Source organism: Microcystis protocystis FBCC-A270, assembly GCF_050500235.1.
Lineage (GTDB): Bacteria > Cyanobacteriota > Cyanobacteriia > Cyanobacteriales > Microcystaceae > Microcystis > Microcystis ichthyoblabe_A.
In genome coordinates, this window is record NZ_CP191407.1 from 2947249 (window position 1) to 2964474 (window position 17226).

The 17226-nt window shown below is 43.2% G+C and carries 13 protein-coding genes; 6 read left to right on the plus strand and 7 right to left on the minus strand.

The window, feature by feature from the left end:
• Positions 1 to 41: 41 nt before the first annotated feature.
• Complete coding sequence (locus tag ACQY1X_RS14255) at positions 42 to 296, minus strand: DUF7219 family protein (protein WP_002740468.1); 255 nt, start codon at positions 294 to 296, stop codon at positions 42 to 44.
• A 98-nt stretch (positions 297 to 394) separates the two neighbouring features.
• A complete protein-coding gene (locus ACQY1X_RS14260; protein ID WP_430014801.1) occupies positions 395 to 1339 on the minus strand; it encodes an NAD(P)/FAD-dependent oxidoreductase in 945 nt (314 codons plus the stop codon).
• A gap of 97 nt (positions 1340 to 1436) precedes the next feature.
• Between ACQY1X_RS14260 and ACQY1X_RS14265 the strand changes: the two genes are divergently transcribed.
• Together ACQY1X_RS14265 and ACQY1X_RS14270 are read left to right on the plus strand one after the other, a co-directional pair.
• Complete coding sequence (locus tag ACQY1X_RS14265; RefSeq protein WP_430014802.1) at positions 1437 to 2264, plus strand: YaaW family protein; 828 nt, start codon at positions 1437 to 1439, stop codon at positions 2262 to 2264.
• 354 nt (positions 2265 to 2618) lie between these two features.
• Entirely contained in the window at positions 2619 to 3893 is a 1275-nt protein-coding gene (locus ACQY1X_RS14270; RefSeq protein ID WP_430014803.1) for an O-antigen ligase family protein, read from the plus strand.
• A 476-nt stretch (positions 3894 to 4369) separates the two neighbouring features.
• Here the strand turns inward: ACQY1X_RS14270 and ACQY1X_RS14275 are convergent, their stop codons facing one another.
• The 5 genes from ACQY1X_RS14275 to ACQY1X_RS14295 form a co-directional block, all read right to left on the minus strand.
• Positions 4370 to 5266 carry an AEC family transporter gene (locus tag ACQY1X_RS14275; RefSeq protein ID WP_430014804.1) on the minus strand — a complete coding sequence of 299 codons (897 nt, stop codon included), beginning with the start codon at positions 5264 to 5266 and terminating at the stop codon, positions 4370 to 4372.
• A gap of 49 nt (positions 5267 to 5315) precedes the next feature.
• Positions 5316 to 5891, minus strand: coding sequence for a Uma2 family endonuclease (locus tag ACQY1X_RS14280; protein WP_430014805.1), 576 nt, complete (start codon positions 5889 to 5891; stop codon positions 5316 to 5318).
• Positions 5892 to 6034: 143 nt separating this feature from the next.
• Positions 6035 to 6376: a HepT-like ribonuclease domain-containing protein gene (locus tag ACQY1X_RS14285; protein WP_002734383.1), complete on the minus strand. Its 342-nt coding sequence runs from the start codon at positions 6374 to 6376 to the stop codon at positions 6035 to 6037.
• A complete protein-coding gene (locus tag ACQY1X_RS14290; protein ID WP_002733690.1) occupies positions 6363 to 6671 on the minus strand; it encodes a nucleotidyltransferase family protein in 309 nt (102 codons plus the stop codon). Before ACQY1X_RS14290 ends, ACQY1X_RS14285 begins: the two co-directional genes overlap by 14 nt.
• Before the next feature lie 46 nt (positions 6672 to 6717).
• Positions 6718 to 7578 (minus strand): formylglycine-generating enzyme family protein, encoded by an 861-nt coding sequence (locus ACQY1X_RS14295; RefSeq protein WP_430014806.1) that lies wholly within the window; start codon positions 7576 to 7578, stop codon positions 6718 to 6720.
• A gap of 411 nt (positions 7579 to 7989) precedes the next feature.
• On the opposite strand from ACQY1X_RS14295, the gene ACQY1X_RS14300 reads away from it, so the two are divergent.
• The 4 genes from ACQY1X_RS14300 to ACQY1X_RS14315 all read left to right on the plus strand — a co-directional run bounded on the left by ACQY1X_RS14300 (position 7990) and on the right by ACQY1X_RS14315 (position 17202).
• Positions 7990 to 8448, plus strand: a complete 459-nt coding sequence (locus tag ACQY1X_RS14300; RefSeq protein ID WP_430014807.1) for a hypothetical protein — start codon at positions 7990 to 7992, stop codon at positions 8446 to 8448.
• 607 nt (positions 8449 to 9055) lie between these two features.
• The gene (locus ACQY1X_RS14305; RefSeq protein ID WP_130758221.1) at positions 9056 to 9514 is read left to right on the plus strand and encodes a hypothetical protein; all 459 of its coding nucleotides are present in this window, start codon (positions 9056 to 9058) and stop codon (positions 9512 to 9514) included.
• 164 nt (positions 9515 to 9678) lie between these two features.
• Positions 9679 to 13443 carry a tetratricopeptide repeat protein gene (locus ACQY1X_RS14310; protein ID WP_430014808.1) on the plus strand — a complete coding sequence of 1255 codons (3765 nt, stop codon included), beginning with the start codon at positions 9679 to 9681 and terminating at the stop codon, positions 13441 to 13443.
• Positions 13444 to 13491: 48 nt separating this feature from the next.
• Entirely contained in the window at positions 13492 to 17202 is a 3711-nt protein-coding gene (locus tag ACQY1X_RS14315) for an FkbM family methyltransferase (protein WP_430014809.1), read from the plus strand.
• The last annotated feature ends 24 nt before the right edge of the window (positions 17203 to 17226 follow it).

The following is a 17226-nucleotide window of genomic DNA, read 5'->3' on the forward strand; positions in this document are numbered from 1 at the left end:
AGTCTAGATGCTGTTTACTGGTCACTGAAAAACCCCATCTCTCAATCTCCGTGATCCTCAAAATGATTAGCTAGTAGGAATTTTTGACTGGTATTCAACTCTTGCCAAAGCTGGTTAATTTTCTCGTAAGCTTCCGTGGAGGTAAGCTTTCCCCCACTGTGTAAACCAGCGATAAAAGAGACTCTCAGGGCGAATTCCTGCAAATTAGCGTTAAAAACTAAATTTTGTGGCGTGAATAAACCCCTGTAGCTGGTTTTAGGGTAGAGAAAGTTATCTTTAGAATTGAATTTTTCCATTGTTACCGACCCCCCAGTATAGAATATCTACATTATTATATATTTAAACTTTTGTTAACTTAGGCTTAACCTAAGAATTTAAACCTGTCCCTGGATTCTTAAGAGAGTAGCTGCTGAACTTGATTAGCTGCCGCTATCCCAGAAGTTAAGGCCGTTTCTAGGGAAGAATTTCTCGATAAATCTCCCCCTTGACACCAATCACCACAGGCAACTAGAGGTAAAGGACTATTAACACTTAAACAGGGTACAGCTAAACCCTGACGGACTAAAGCATAACGCCAACGGTGCAGCTGAGACCAATCGGGGAGAGGCAAAGAAGCACGAGCGAGTAAATCTAGCTTAACTGCTTCTAAATCCTCGCTATCGAGATATTTAACCGCAAAATCGGCACTACTATGCACAACAAAGACATAATCAGGGGATGATTGCCGTTTACTGCTATCAAGTCCTAACCAAGCGATATCGGTGGAGGGAGCAACTGCGGGTAAAGAATCGCCATAACCCGCCATTACCGTTAAACAGGGATCGTAAACGATTGATCGCAATTCTGGCATAGTAGTTATATGAGAGTTTTCTAACAATAACGCCGCTTGCGGGGCGGGAATAGCCAGGACAATCGCCGAAAACTCCCCCCGAATTTGACCGTTATTGTTTAAAACCCATTTTTCTTGACGATTTTCCAGACGAGTAACCAGAAAATCTCGTTCAATTTCTAAACCTTTAGCTAAAAATTTCGCCACGCTATTCATGCCAGAAGGAGCAACATAGCTAGAATCAAACCAAGAAGTAACTATATTCTCTCTCAGGAGATTATCAATTAAAGCCGCCGTTTTTTCCCCCTGAATAGTCAAAAAAGGCAAGCCATGATCCACAGCCATCTCTTGATTAGCTCGATTAACCCGTCGCGTGGCTAAACGACCACCAATGCCTCTAGACTTATCAAATAGCTTAACAGTATAACCTCGATCGCACAACTGACGAGCGCAGGTTAACCCGGCTAAACCCGCACCAATGATCCCAACCTTAATCGAAAAATTTGTCACTAGCCTTCCTAACCCCGTCAACCCTTGAGTTAATATTAGTATTAATCAGCACTAGCGAAACTGATTTGATTATTGGGGCTGAGGAGGAGAAACCACATTGGACGAACTACGCACAGCTTTGGAGTTAGCCACCGAGGAGGAACTACAGCAAATCACTAACATCCTCTTTTGCCGTCGTTTTAACCCTCTCGATTATCTACGAGCGCCGGACGCAATCGCCGTTCAAAGTCAAGATTGGGATAGTTGGTTAGATAGCGTCGAGGATCGTTTTCGTTATTTGGCTGCCGACGGTGTGACAGTATTAAAAGGTCAAACCGAAAAAGTTAGTTATCGTCAAATTCTCGTCCGTGTCTGTCATTTCCTCAAGGTTCCCTACTCCCAAAAAATGCCGACAACGGAAATTGAAGCGGAAATCTATCTTCACCTCGTTAACAAAGCTTGGAAACGTCTCCCCCCATCGGAACAAAAATCCCTCTCGATTCAAATTCAAAAAGCACTCGCGGATTCCCACACTCCCCAACCCTTACCCGTTCACCTACAACACAATCCCCTCGATATAGTCCTCAAAGGCGGCAGCGTCATCGCCGTTAATTCTATCCTGAAACCGATTCTGCTCAAACATATCGCTGGGCAGTTCGCTCTCCATTTTGCCCGCTATCAAGGGGCAAAAACTGCCCTAGTCCAGGGTGGGGCAATTGTTAATCAAATCGCCCTACAAACGGCTAAACAGGGCATGACTAGGGCCGCCGCCCGCTACGGAGCCGTCAGAACCGTGTTAAGTTTGGTAGGACCGGCTCTATGGGGTTGGTTTATTGCTGATCTCGGTTGGAAGGCGATCGCCACCGATTACGGCCGGATTATCCCGACTATTTTTGCCCTTGCCCAAATTCGTCTGACTCGTGACGATTGTTGGCAACCTGCCTAGCTTGACATCCTCGCCGCCCTAAAAGTGCGGCGATTCCTAAACCTCACGATTTAAGTTTCTGCTTCCACCACCGTCGCATACCACAGTTAAAAAACCATGTACTGTCTTACACAGAGTCCACAGACTTTCGCCCCATTTCAGAAGCCCGATTCCGTGTGTCCCACGGTACGTTGACCGCCTATAGCTTCTTGTACTTGTTGCGCGCGACTTTTTACCCGGCCAAGCTTTTCTGGTCGGAACCCCCTAAGCCGAGTTTTCAAGGTGCTGCGCCGTCCACTTGGTTTTCGAGACTGGCCTTTTAATTCTAACGTAAAGCTAACCTAGAACGGCGGGGTTTCAGACCCAAAATTTCCGATGAAAAAGATTTTTTGTCAAGGGTGGGAGTGGAATTTAATACTTTTTTCAGTTTTTATTGCCATGATGCTGCCGGAGTTAGCGGGTATCGGCATTATTATCGTGTTAATTAGGGTTTTTACTGGCAATTTTCGGGCAATTATCCAGTCACGTCTCAATCAAGGTCTCGGTATCGTCACTCTTTGGTTAATGATTAGTGCCAGTCTTTCCCCAACTCCGGGGGATGCTTGGATTGGTTTAGGAAATTTTCTGCCTTTTTTCTTCTTTTTTAGCAATATTCGGCAATTAATTAAAAAACCCTCTCAATTGCGTCAACTAGCTTGGGTGATGGTTATTCCGTCGGTTTGGGTAGTGGTGATGGGATGGGGACAAATTTTTCTCGGTTGGCAAAAACCGGAAGCATTAAAAGGGATTTTTACCTGGCCCTACGGAGCGGGGGGCGAACCTTTGGGGCGGATGTCTTCGGTTTTTATGTATGCTAATCTTCTGGGGGCTTATTTACTCATAACTGTGATTTTAGCGATCGGTTTATTAATTCTAACTTGGCGGCAGTGGCACAGACAAAGAAATAACCTTTTAAATCTCAAAGTCGGGTTTTTAACTTTAACCATATTTATCGACAGTGTAGGGCTATTTTTAAGCAATTCTCGCAATGCTTGGGCCTTAGCCTTTTTAGGTTGCCTAATTTTTGCCCTTTATCTGGGTTGGAATGCCTTAGTCGCTGGTTTTGTCCTCTTGGGAGGGATGATTTCCCTTGCTTCTTGGGGACCAAATCCTTTCAGGGATAGTCTGCGTTTTTGGGTTCCTAGGGCGATTTGGGCGCGATTATCCGATGAAATGTTCCCCAATCGCCCTCTAGCTACTCTCAGATCAACTCAATGGCGTTTTACTCTAGAAATGACCCAAGAAAGACCCCTATTCGGTTGGGGATTACGCAGTTTTACACCTCTCTACGAAAAAAGTCAGGGATTATGGTTAGGTCATCCCCATAATTTATATTTGATGTTAATGGCAGAAACGGGAATTATCGGCTTAATTTTGTTGTCTGTTTGGGTGGGTTGGATTTATGCCCAAGGGGTGCGTTTATTTATCTTTCTACGGCAACAAAAAGCCGGGGGGGAGTTAATTATCTTTACCTATCTGGTGGCCTTTGGTGCTTGCGTTTTATTTAATCTCGTCGATGTCACCCTCTCCGATGTCAAGATTAATACTATTGTTTGGCTTCTCTTGGCTGCCATTGCTGGTGTCAGTCAAAGGTTAAATTATGAATTATGAAGTGAGAAGTGGGGTGTAGGGTGTGGGGTGTAGGGTGTGGGGTGTGGGGTGTGGGAAGTGGGGAAGTGGGGAAGTGGGGAAGTGGGGAAGTGGGGAAGTGGGGAATTGGGGAATTGGGGAATTGGGGAGAGGGGAGAATAAATAAAATAATCTCCTGAATAAGGGTGCATCCCACACTTGCAGAAATACCAACAATCAGCAATTATCAGTGACTCTTAAATTAGTACAAAAATATTAACAATCGCGTGTAAGCATCTCACAGTTAACCTAATGCGCGGGGGGTTTGGGGGGTAGAACCCCCCAAAAGCTTGGATTGAGTGATAAAACCGAAAGTAATGCCCAATTTTAGGAGAAAGTTTCCCCTTAAAAATCCCAAATTAGTAGATTTACCAAAATGAGATGCACCCCCTGAATACTGATAACTGAATACTGGCTCCCCAAAACGAAAACTTCGCACCTCACCATTAAGATAACTGCTATAAATAGACTTTTAATAACCAAAGAAAGAAAGGAATAGTCAGAAAACTAGCAAGGGTAGTGACCACAACTGTGCGGGCCATTAAAGCTGCTGAACCACCGAATTCTGTGACTAAAATGACGGTATTAACGGCGGTGGGCATGGCACTCTGTAGGATAAGAATTTTTAGATCCATACCAGTTAATCCTAAACTATTGCCGATCGCAAATGCCAAAAGAGGCGCGACTAAAAGACGCAAACCGGCCCCTAATAATTCTAATTTACCGATCGCTAATTTTTGCTGAGATAATTGAATACCTAGGATAATTAAAGCCAAAGGAATTGCCGCTTGTCCTAGATAGCTAATACTTTTATCTAATTGCAGGGGAAGATGAAAAGAGAAAGTTTGAAAGCTAATGCCGATAAAAATTGACCAGATTAAGGGCAAGCGAAAAACTAGGCGAAATCCTGAAAGAAAGCTTTTTCCTCGCAAATAAGCGGGACTAATACCAAATAACAGAATACTAGAACCAATCATATAGATTATCGCTCTTTCCAGTCCGGCCGCACCCAGGGCAAAACTAGCCACCGGTAAACCCATATTACCGTTATTGGGCATCACAGCGGCAGCCATGAGGCTTTTGCGGGTATCGGCATCGAGACTGAGACAATAGGCCATAATTTCGACGACAATCGCCATTACCAGTGAGATAAGAGCAAAGCCTAGGAGAATTAAACCGATATTGCTGCCGGATAAAGTGGTGCGATAGAGTCCATCAATCACCAAAGCGGGAGCAAGAATATACACCGTGATTTGGGAAAGGGAATGCACTTCCACAGTGAGAACTTTTCCTGCTATCACACCGATGAGGATGATAAAACCCACTGGAATAATAGCGGAGAGAATAGCAAGCATTAATCAAGTAAAAAGTAAATAGTACATAGAAAAAAACTTATCTGATTTTTTAACAGATTTCTGTTATATCTTCATATAAAGATTTGATCGCACAGTGAAAATCGATACTAGCTAGATAAATATCTGCTCCTTTGCTGTAGGGATAAAGAACCCAGAATCCTTCGTCATTGCGACGAAAACAATCCACACTGATGCGTTCTTGACTGATAAGAACGTATTCTTCTAAAGTTTCAAGGGAACGATAGTCGGCAAATTTATCGCCCCGGTCAAAAGCAGCAGTAGTGGGGGATAATACTTCTACAATCAAGCGCGGATAACGGATAAAATCTTCCGAGAAAGACTGATTATCTCGCGAGTCGCAAGTAACTACAAGATCGGGATAAAAATAACTATTAGCTATTTCTAGACGAACTTTCATAGCTGTGGCATAGACAAGACAACCACTACCCCGCAGCCGGTTTTTTAAAAGTGTGGCTAAGTTGATAATAATCATACCATGCGCTTTACTTGCACCAGCCATGGCGTAGGTTTGACCGCGAATGTATTCGTGTTTATCCTTGGCTATTCTCTCCGTTGCTAAATAATCTTCTGGGGAAAGATAGTTATGGTCAAAGTTAGCAATCATTTGGTTAAATCACCTTTATTGTCTCTAAAATCAATTCTAACTCTCGATCGAGGAGCGGTACATTTTTAAAATTTGACCAGAAGTCTGATTTAAAGTTAGTATTTCTCTTTCATTTTACCGAACCTTATCAAAGATATCACTAATCAAGTATCTTGTGTGGGCAATAAAGGTATTAACAAGTTCAATAGTTCAGGAATATTGCGTCGAATAACCTGCCAGACGATATCAAGATCGATCCGATCATATTGATGGGCGATAATATCTCGCATACCGGCGATGTCGTCCCAAGGAATTTCTGGATGTTGTTTACGAAATCCAGGGGATAGGCGCTTGGTAGCTTCTCCCATAATAGTAATTTGATAGAGAATTGCGGATTGGGTGCGTAAATCCGATTCTAGTAGTTCCCGATCCAGTTGCTCGGCAAATTGTTGAGCTAATTGACCTGCTCGGACAATATCTAGTAAAAAAGCCTTATCCCGCCACATAAATCACTTGCGCTGTCCCTAAAATCTCTCGTTGACGAATCCAATTATGACTCTGCTCGATCGATTTTTTCGTTAGCAAATCAACTTTCCGTCCCAATAAATTCTCTAATTCCCGTTTCATCCTCGAAAACTCCAGAAGTCCCCAAGAAACACTATCTTGGAAACTGACCAGTATATCAATATCGCTATCTGGACGAAAATCTTCCCGCAAAACCGATCCGAATAAACACATTTCAGATATCTGCCATTTCTGACAAAATTCGCTGATTATTTGCTGGGGTAGTTCTATTTTCAATTTTTTCACCTCCCTGTCACCAGTAATCAGTGATCGGTTTTCAGATTTAAGGAGAATTATCGCTAACGACACGAAAACCAATATCATAGAGTCCAGCAGTAGCCATAAATTTGACTCGGTAGGCCGAGCGACATTTGTTAGGGCCATCATTCCAGGAACCGCCGCGTAAAACTCGTCTGTCCCTATCTTCTATTGTGGCTGCTTCGTAGTTATCGCGCCAGTAATCTGCACACCATTCCCTGACATTTCCGTGCAAATCGTAGAGTCCGAAAGGGTTAGCGACGGCAAACATTCCCACTGGTGTGGTTTCCCTGCGATCGCAGCCTAGGGAACCTTCTCCATAACGACCAGAACTGCACACTTTGCCGCCATAATCCCAGTCCACCCCGGAATAGTTGGCTAAATCCGTGGAAATTGTCGGGCCGAAGTGGAAGGGGGTGGATGTACCTCCCCGACAAGCGTATTCCCATTCTTTTTCTGCGGGTAAACGATAATTCAGTCCCGTGAGACGGGATAGGCGATCGCAAAATTCCACCGCTTCCCACCAGTTAATTTGTTCTACAGGGCGATCATAACCTTCAAAATGGGCCGGATAGGGATTAAGTTCAATATTTACCGGTTCTAATTTTGCCACCTCGCGCCATTGTCGTTGGGTGATTGGGTAGCGACTTAGACAAAAAGCCTGAATATTAACCGGAGATTGGGGACTTTGACTCAATTTCCAGCCTAACTCGCTTTTGGGCGCACCGATGAGGTATTGACCGCTAGGGATAGAAATCATTTCTAAAAAGGTTTTTTTGCTTAAAAAATATTTATAACCTCGATTAGTGACTTTTTCCCGTTTAATTTTCTCACCTTTGCCATTAACAGTGACCACTTCATCGATAAAATCTAACCATTCTCCCATTCTGCACCCCTCTATCAGTTATCGGTCGATCGGGTTAAGCTGCGAGCCTAGAAAAATCTCGAAACCTACCAGTTATAAGAATAACAAGACTTCGATCGATTACCCGAATTAACTCTTGCTGTTTTTTTCCTTACTAGAAAATTAGAAAAATGGTATAACTAGGCACGGAATTGCCCCAAGTTGCCTCTAATTCATCGATCACAAAAGATACGTCCAATAGATCATTTACAAAACTAAAGTTTTGTGTAGTCGATCTTGACAGTAGAGCCTCCTAGCGATATATACTAAAAGAGGTTGGATTCCGTAACAATCCATACCAAAAAAAAACGAGGGCATTGAGACGACGAACCGAACCATAAGCCGCCTCATGACCTCAGAACCATATAACCCCTCTAAGGAAGGAAACAAACGATGAAAGCTTCTAACTACCAAGAAATCGCCAAAGCCGCTATTCTAGCTGGTGGTCTCGCCGCAGCTGGTGTATTGTCCGTTGGCGAAAGCGCCCAAGCCCAATTTATCGGTGCGACATCCCAATCCCGAGTGTCCGCCGCCGTCACTAGCATTCTCACCGACGGCAACGCCGCGGCTACCAATAGCTTTGCCGTTGAGCAAGTATTGCCTGCTGCTGACTATGTATTTACTGGTGCGGTTACGGTAACAGTGACTTACGTTACCCAGAATATTAATGCTCAAACTGTTGTTGCTATTCAGTCTGCAACGCTTAGTGCCGTTAACGGGTCAAACTCAGGTCAGGGTTCAGTTGAGCGTGCCACTGCCGCCGCTATATCGACAGCTTCTGGTGCGGGTCAGTTTGGGGATGTGTCCGGTATCGTCCGGGCTTGGACTGCTGGTACTTCCGTCTTAGATTAGTTGAAGTGGGCAACCCGTCTCAACCCGGGTGAAAAATACCACTTTGTAGCCACATACTACCCGAATTAACTCTTGCTGTTTTTTTTCGCTAGTAGAAAAGTGGTGCAATTGCCCCCCAGGATTGCCCTGGGTGGCCTCTTTTTAATCGATCAATCGCAAGGGATAAGTAGTCATGCAAAATAAATTTCCTAGTGAAGACAGGCAAGAGGCAATAGGCAAGAGGCAAAAGCTTTATCGAAATGTGTAATTAATTTTGCTTAGGTACTTACTCCAATAGGTGATTGACAGAGCCAAGAGTTCTGGGTGGTAAACCTTGACAGTGGCCAACCGCAGTTATCTATGCTGATGACGGTCGAGTCTGTAACGATCCACACCAAGAAAACGCGGGTAAGCTGTACTGAATTTAAACTGCGCTATCGGAAATTTTGGTACAAATGCTCAAACTGCCTCTCCCCGCTCCCTTTCGGTTAAGCTCACGGACGAAGCCCGCTCCCCCGCAATCTTAACGAGTAATTGAGATAGTCAACAGCTTATCGAGACGACGAACTGAGCAATAGTCTGCCTCATGACCTCAAAATCATTGGCCCCTTAACAAAGGAGACAAACAATGAAGGCCTCTAATTACCAAGGAATCGCCAGAGGAGCTATTCTAGCCGGTGGTCTTGCCGCTGCGGGTGTATTGTCCGTTGGCGAAAGCGCCCAAGCCCAATTTATCGGTACAGCATCCCAATCCCGAGTGTCTGGTGCCACCACTAGCATTCTCACCGATGGCAACACTGCAGCCACCAATAGCTTTGCCGTTGAGCAGGTTTTGCCTGCTGCTGACTATGTATTTACTGGTACGGTTACGGTAACAGTGAGTTACGCTACCCAGAATATTAATGCTCAAACTGTTGTTGCTATTGAGTCTGCAACGCTTAGTGCCGTTAACGGGTCAAACGCAGGTCAGGGTTCAGTTGAGCGTGCCACTGCCGCCGCTATATCGGCAGCTTCTGGCAAGGGTCCATTTGGGGATGTGTCTGGTATCGTCCGGGCTTGGACTGCTGTTACTTCCGTCTTAGATTAGCAACAAGTCCCCTTTTTAAAGTCGGCGCTTCAGTGAGGGAATTGTTACCCTGGGCAAAGCCGAAGGGTAGGGGGAGAATTTTTTACTGATGTCACTCCCCAAACGTCTTCTGAGTGGTTGCCAATAACCTGAATCTTTCTAGCTCTGCGAATGCAGTCGTTGTAATGATCATATTCTGTAATCGTATTCCCTACTATCAAACCGCTTGGAGTTACCGAGTATTGGGTGAACTGTACACTCAATCGGGCCTCGATTTTCAGGCGGGGGTATTTCCAGATGCGGTGTCTCTTGACCGTTATTTAAGGTTACGGCAGGGAGAAGCTATCCCCCTTTTATTGCAGTTTGAGGTGTTGGGGCAAGATGCCCTTCAGGAGATTCAACGGGAGGGGGCGTTAGTGGTCTATAGCCACGCGGATCCGCGTCAGTCCTTGGGCAACGCCATCACGGGTAGTCAAGAGACCGTTACCCAAGCCGTGGCCAAACAGTTGCAATGTCAGCCCCATATTTGGCTGCCCTTAGCCCATCGAGTTATTTGGTTAAAAGAAAAGGACATCAGGCAAACACCCCTAGGGCAGATAGAGGCTCTAGCCCAGTCCGTTGGGTTAAGGTTTAATAGCCAAGATTATCCGATCGAGAATTTATTAGATTTTCCAACCGAGTCTGCGCCTTGGCAGGAATATTTCACCAAGGAAGAGCAGTTATTAATCCACTGTCTCTTTAAACCCTTGCTGCTATTCGGCGGAGATGAAACCGGCGAAACCTTCAGGGAAATATTTTTAAATTTGGTTAAAGAAATAAATTGGCAAACTTGGCTGGATTTATTAGCAACCCTACAAAAAGACGTTTGGAAAATATTACCCGAGCAGCGGGAGCTAGTTTATCAAGCAATAAAAAATTCTTTGATCGATTCCTTTGCCGACTGCGGTTTAGGGAATCAAGGTGCGGAAATCGCCCACTATCTGGGGAATCAATTCACCCAGCAGGGTCATTTTGCTTTGGCTCAGTCTTGGTATCTCAAGGCGATCGAGTTAGAGCCTGAGCGTTCTCAATCCTATTACAATTTGGGGGTTGTCAATGAAAAACAACAACAATGGCAATCGGCGATCGACTATTATCGTCAAGGGATTAGGTTGAATCCTCAATACGCTAAAGCCTACTATCGTTTAGGCTTAAATCTCAAACAGCAATTAATTAACCAGAGAGAAAACCTCGAAGACGAGAAAAAGCAAGCAATCACCCTGGAAATAGGCGAATGCTTGACTCAGGTTTTAAATCTTGACCCCAATCATCCTAGTATCAAGTTTCAATTGGCTAAATTTTGGCAAGATCAAGGAGAATCGGCAAAAGCAAAAAGTCTTTTAACAGCGAAAGAATGGGAGTTATTGCCAGATTTTGTTGCCTATTTAATTAATACGGGTAATCAATGGGAGCGACGGGGAAAATTCCTTCAAGCGCAAAACTGTTATGAGATGGCGTTGGAGTTTGAACCTTCGGCCATTGAACCCTTATTTAATCTGGCTCTCATCTTTCAACAACAGGACAAACTACCCGAAGCGATCGCCTATTATCGCCAAGTCTTAACCCTTGACCCTAATTACATTCCCGCGCTACAAAATTGTGGCATGGTTTTAGAAAAAATTGGTTATATTCACGAGGCGATCGCCTATTATCAAAAAATCTTAACCATAGACAATGACCATCTTTCGGCCCTGAAAAGTTTAGCCTCCTGTGCTGAAAAACTCGGCAAAATAGCCAATGCGGTCGATTATTGTCATAAAATCATGCAATTAGAGCCGCATGATTGTGGTAATCACTCATTTTTATTGTGGTGTTTTGGGGCATTGACCATTGTTTCTCCCCAGGAGATTCTCGATAGTTCCTATCTTTGGTATATCTACCACGTTGTTAAACAGGTCCTTCCTACCCTCAAACACCATCCGAGACAACCAGACCCCGATCGCCGCTTGCGTATCGGCTATATTTCTCCTGATTTTCGTCGTCATTCCTGTAGTTTTTTTATTAAACCTTTACTAGAAAATCATCATCACGATCAGTTTGAAATATTTGCCTACGCCGAAGTGGAAAAAGGAGATCAGATTACTGAAAAAATCCAAGCCACCTGCGATCACTGGCGCTGTACTGTGGGTTTATCGGATCTAGAAGTAGCGGCGTTAATCCAAGCAGATCAAATCGATATTTTGGTAGATTTAGCCGGTCACACGACGGGGAATCGCCTCAAGGTACTGGGAATAAAACCCGCCCCCATTCAAGCAACTTATTTAGGTTATTTTGCCACCACGGGTTTACCCACCATTGATTATTGGATTACCGATGAGAACTTACATCCTTTAGATACTCCCGAATTAACCAGTGAGACAATTTGGCGTTTACCCCGTTGTTATCTAACCTATAACAACTATCTCGACACCCCAGAGGTTTCCCCCCTACCTTGTCAAAAAACGGGTTTAATTACCTTCGGTTCTTTGAACAACACCAGAAAATTAACCCCTGAAACCCTTGATGTTTGGTGCCAAATACTGAAAGCCGTTCCTAACTCCCGTCTTTTCCTAAAAGCAATTAATCAGGCGGGGGTTGATCCTAGGGTTCAAGAGAACATCATCAATGACTTTACCCAACGGGGAATCAGTGCTGATCGACTGTTTATTCAAGGGGCATTATTAGGCGATCAAGCACATTTTTCGTCCTACAATAATGTGGACATTCATCTTGATCCGTTTCCCTATGGGGGGTGTACTACCACCTGCGAGGCCCTGTGGATGGGAGTTCCCACCCTGACTTTAGCGGGGGGGCGTAATATGGAGCGTTTGAGTGTCACCCTCTTAAAAGCAGTGGGTTTGGATGAGTGGATTGCTAATACACCCGAAGAATATGTACAAAAAGCCGTTCAATTTGCTCAGGATTCTGCCTATTTAAGCAATTTACGAGCCACGATGCGCGATCGCCTTGCTGAATCAGAATTGTTAGATGCCAAAGGAATGGCAGAGACGATGGAATCGGCTTATAGACAAATGTGGCAAATTTATTTAGAGGAACAAAATAAGGTTAATTCTCCTCCCCTTCCCGTAGTCCCAGAGGAGAACAGTGCGGCATATTATCACCAACTTGGAAGGGAAAAAACCCTTACGGGAGAATTGGAGTCAGCCAAAAACTTCTATCTCCAAGCGATAAAAGTAGATCCCACCTATGCCAAGTCCTATCATAATCTGGGCTTTTTAGCGGCACAACAAGGACAATTAGAGGAGGCGATTAGTTATTATCAACAAGCGATTGAATCTCAACCTGATTATCCTAGCGCTTTTTATAATCTCGGCTTGGTCTATGAACAGTTAAAAGAGACAGAAAAGGCGATCGCTTGTTATTCCCATAGTGTACAATTAGATTCTACTAATATGGAGGTTTATAAATCCCTGGCGCAACTGTATGATCGCCAAGAAAACTATGCCAAAGCGGAAAAATACTACCGTTGTGCCTTACTGCTGCAACCCGATAACTTAGAATTGCGCTATAACTTGGGAGTCGTTCTCTACGAACAGGAAAAGTTTGATAAAGCAGTCAGTTGCTTCCAAAAAATTATTCAAGCCAAACCACAAGATGCGATCGCCTATTTACACTTAGGAATCAGTTATAAGCAGCAAAAATTGTTAACCAAGGCAAAAAGTTGTTTTGAAAAAGCGATCGAGTTAGATCCCGACTATGCCATGGCCTATTACAATCTGGGAGTGGTTTATAGCTGTCAACCTGATGAGAAGAAAGCGGTTGATTGTTTTCGTCAGTCCCTCCGCTGTGATCCCGCAAATAAATTAGCCCATACAGCACTTCTTTTTGCGCTGAGTGGTATTAAAGAAGTTAGTTCCGAGGAAATTTACGATGCTTCTTCTCGTTGGTATCGGAACAAAATCCAAACTTAAATATTGTCAATAGTTACAGTTGTTTCTACAATCATTAAATTTACTACCATGACTATCTTCTTACAAACGCTAAAAGCTCAACATTTTTTAGATAACATTCATATTACCATCGCCCAGATAGGTTCTCGAAAATTATCTGGGGCCGATGATTATAGTAGTCAATCGTGGGGAATTTTTGCCCCTAACTTAACTATCTATGGATTTGAGGCCGATGCTGATGAATGTAAGCGCATGAATCAGAATTTAAAGGAAAGAAATATCAGGCATCAAGAAAAACATATTCCCATCGCCCTTAGTAACACTCAAGGCAAATCCCAACTATACGTTACTAAAGAGAAAATGTGTAGTTCTCTTTATGAACCAAATCACAGCTATGTATCTCGTTTTCCCAATTTTCTCCCCGAATTTCTTACCCTAGATTATGTATCAGAAATAGAAACAACCACTCTGGATAGTTTTTGTGCTAGTGAATTGGTTGACAGCATTGATTTTTTGCAGGTAGATGTACAAGGGGCAGAATTAAACATTTTTCAAGGGGCGCAACAGATCATCAAAAACAGCACCTTGGCTATTCAAACCGAAGTTGAATTTGCCCCTATCTATAAAAATCAACCGCTTTTTGCTGACGTAGATAGTCATTTACGGCAGCAAGGTTTTTTTCTTCAAGGTTTTAAAGGATTACATTGTATTTCCAAAAAATCTTTTCCTGTTGAGATTAAAGCGGGTATTCCTCAGTATCTTTCGGGACAACTGTTGTGGTCTGATGCCTTTTACTTTCAAGATTTACTTAGTCAACCTAGCTCTGTATCCCCGGAAAAACTATTAAAACAGGCTTGTATCGCGGACATATTGTACTTTCCTGATTATGCTTTAGAATTACTGGAATATCTCACCGTCAATTATGGTTCTAATCCTCAATATAATTTCACAGAAGTAATTAATATTGGCCTATCGATCCTCAGGGGAAATACAAGTAATAATATTGCAGAATTGACTATCCCCCAATCAAATATCCCTAACCAAGGGTCTGCTGCCCAACACAAACTCAAAATTGGTTATGTGTCCCCTGACTTTAAACGTCATCCCGTGGGCAAGTTTATTGCCCCAATTATTAAACATCACGATCATCAAAAATTTGAGATTTATTGTTATGGGGAAATCAAAAAAGTTGATGAAATAACAGAAGAAATTAAAGCTTCTTGCGATCATTGGCGATCGACCCTCGGACTTACCGATGCCGAAGTGATCGAGCAAATTAAACAGGATCAGATTGACATCCTAATTGATCTAGCCGGTCATACAGACGATAATCGCTTGCCGATCTTTTTTAGCAAACCTGCCCCTATTCAAGCTTCCTACTTGGGCTATTTTGCCACGACAGGTATCCCTACCATCGATTATTGGATTACCGATCATCATTTACACCCCGTAGATACGGAAGAAAAAACCAGCGAGACGATTTGGCGACTCCCCAGATGCTATGTGGCTTATCAACCTTCCCCGGAAGCCCTAGAAGTCAATCCCCTGCCCGCTTTAAGTTCAGAATATATTACTTTTGGTTGTTTGAACAATTTTTCTAAACTTAATCCTTTCCTTTTATCCCTCTGGGCAAAAATCCTTCAGGCATTACCCCAGTCCCGTCTCATCCTCAAAAGCCACTATCATAATTTAGACGATCCCGAAGAAAAACAAAGTGTTGAATTATTCCTGCAAGAACAGGGCTTTAATCTCGAACAAGTTGAATTAATTGACTCACCGACATTGGCTGAGGATTATTTCGCCTTGTATCATCGTATCGATATTCACCTTGATACTTTTCCTTACAATGGTTGTACTACCACTTGCGATGCTTTGTGGATGGGGGTTCCGGTTTTAACCCTTGCTGGCGATCGTAAAATTCAACGGATGGGTAATAGTCTCCTACAGGCGATCGGCTTAGGGGATTGGATCGCTCATAGTCCCGAAGAATACGTTAACAAAGCCATTACTTTTGCCCAGGATTTAGAGGCGATCGCTCAATTACGAACTAGCTTAAGAGAGCGTTTTCAAAAATCTCAACTAGGAGATATAGAAGGTTTAACTCTAGCCTTAGAAAATGCTTATCAACAGATGTGGAAAAAACTAGAACAGGAAAAAATACAACCATTAGAGTCTGGTGATCAACAAATAAGCGCAATGCGCTCTCAAACAGAGACGCAAAGTCCCCTCAATTATTACAGTCAATATGTGCAAAAAAATTGCCCTCAAATGACCTCAGAAGCGTGTGATCAACTTTTAGCTTTTGCTGATAATACTAACTGGAATCAACCCACTACGCTCAGAGAATGGAACAATGTAGCAGTTATTATGCTTATTGAGGCAGAAGAGACACAAGATATTGCCTTTCGCAAACAACTATTAAACAATGCGATAGCGGTTTTGGAGCAGGGAAAAGCCCATCCCTTAGCCGCCGTCCATTTAGCGCTGATTTATAGTCTAATAGGCGATTACAGCAAAGCCTATGTTTTAGCTTATTCTGTTTTTGTCGGTATTCTTGATCCGGCTTTTAGGAAAACCGCTTCAAACAAAGGACTTGTCTATTTACCTTCCACCGCCCGTACTTTATTAAACAAAGCTGAATATTTAGAGAAAATTCTAGCAGCCGAAAACTGCTACGAGCAAATATTATTTTTATGTGCCGAAGTTCTTAATCTATCTCAACCCTACTTTTACAACGCTTCTGGGCAAGATACCCTACAATTAATCTCTCAATCCCTTGCAACATCTCCCATCGTACAGTTACAACTGGGAATTGCTCGTTTTTGTGGGCAAAAATGGGATGGTATTTTTTACCTGCTCAAAGCCCATCAGATTAATCCCAATTACGCACCCTCAATACAAGCTCTTTATTTGGCTTATCGTAACTTACCGGAAGCAAAAGCGGCAGAATATTGGCTTCAGCAAGGGGTCACTCATTTTAACCCCAACTCTCCCGATGTGGGAGAGTGGATTTGGACCCAAGCCAGACCGGAAAATCCTTTTACTTATGTTCCCTATGATAATCTCATTCTGACAGTGGAAGCTAACTTAAAAAGTATTACCACTGCTGTTTTACTCGCCCAAGGAGATTGGTTTGAAGCGGAAATGGAATTATGGCGTACCCAAATCCGTCCTGATATGACCGTTATTGATGTGGGGGCAAATGTGGGAGTTTATACCTTTAGTGCTGCTCAAAGGGTGGGAGAAACAGGGAAAGTCATCGCTATCGAACCATTTAAAGCTTGTGTAAACTGCTTACAAGAAACAAGCCGTATCAATCAACTCCCTTGGGTTAAAATTTACGAAGCGGCGGCCAGTGATCATTGTGGTTCGGCGAAACTATCTCTCCATAATGCCAGTGAGTTAAATGAAGTTATCAGCTATAATTCCCCTAGTTCCGATTCGGCTAATACTGTAACTATTCAATGTTTAACCCTTGATAGTTTAATTGAAACAGAAAACCTGACGAGGGTTGACTGGTTAAAAATAGATGCCGAGGGACATGAAATAAAAGTTCTACAGGGAGCAGAACGTTTATTAACAGAATTTAAGCCCAATATTATCTATGAAAATATTGCTGGAGCCCACGGTAGCAATGGTGCTATAATGGAATACATCCAGGCAAAGGGTTATCAGGTTTACAGTTACCGCCCATATATCCAGGAGTTAGTTCCTGTGACCGATGCCAACCAGCTCAACAGTCAGTTAAATTTAATTGCTGTTTACAATCCAAACAAGTGACAGCGTGATTCCCTTGTCAACAAT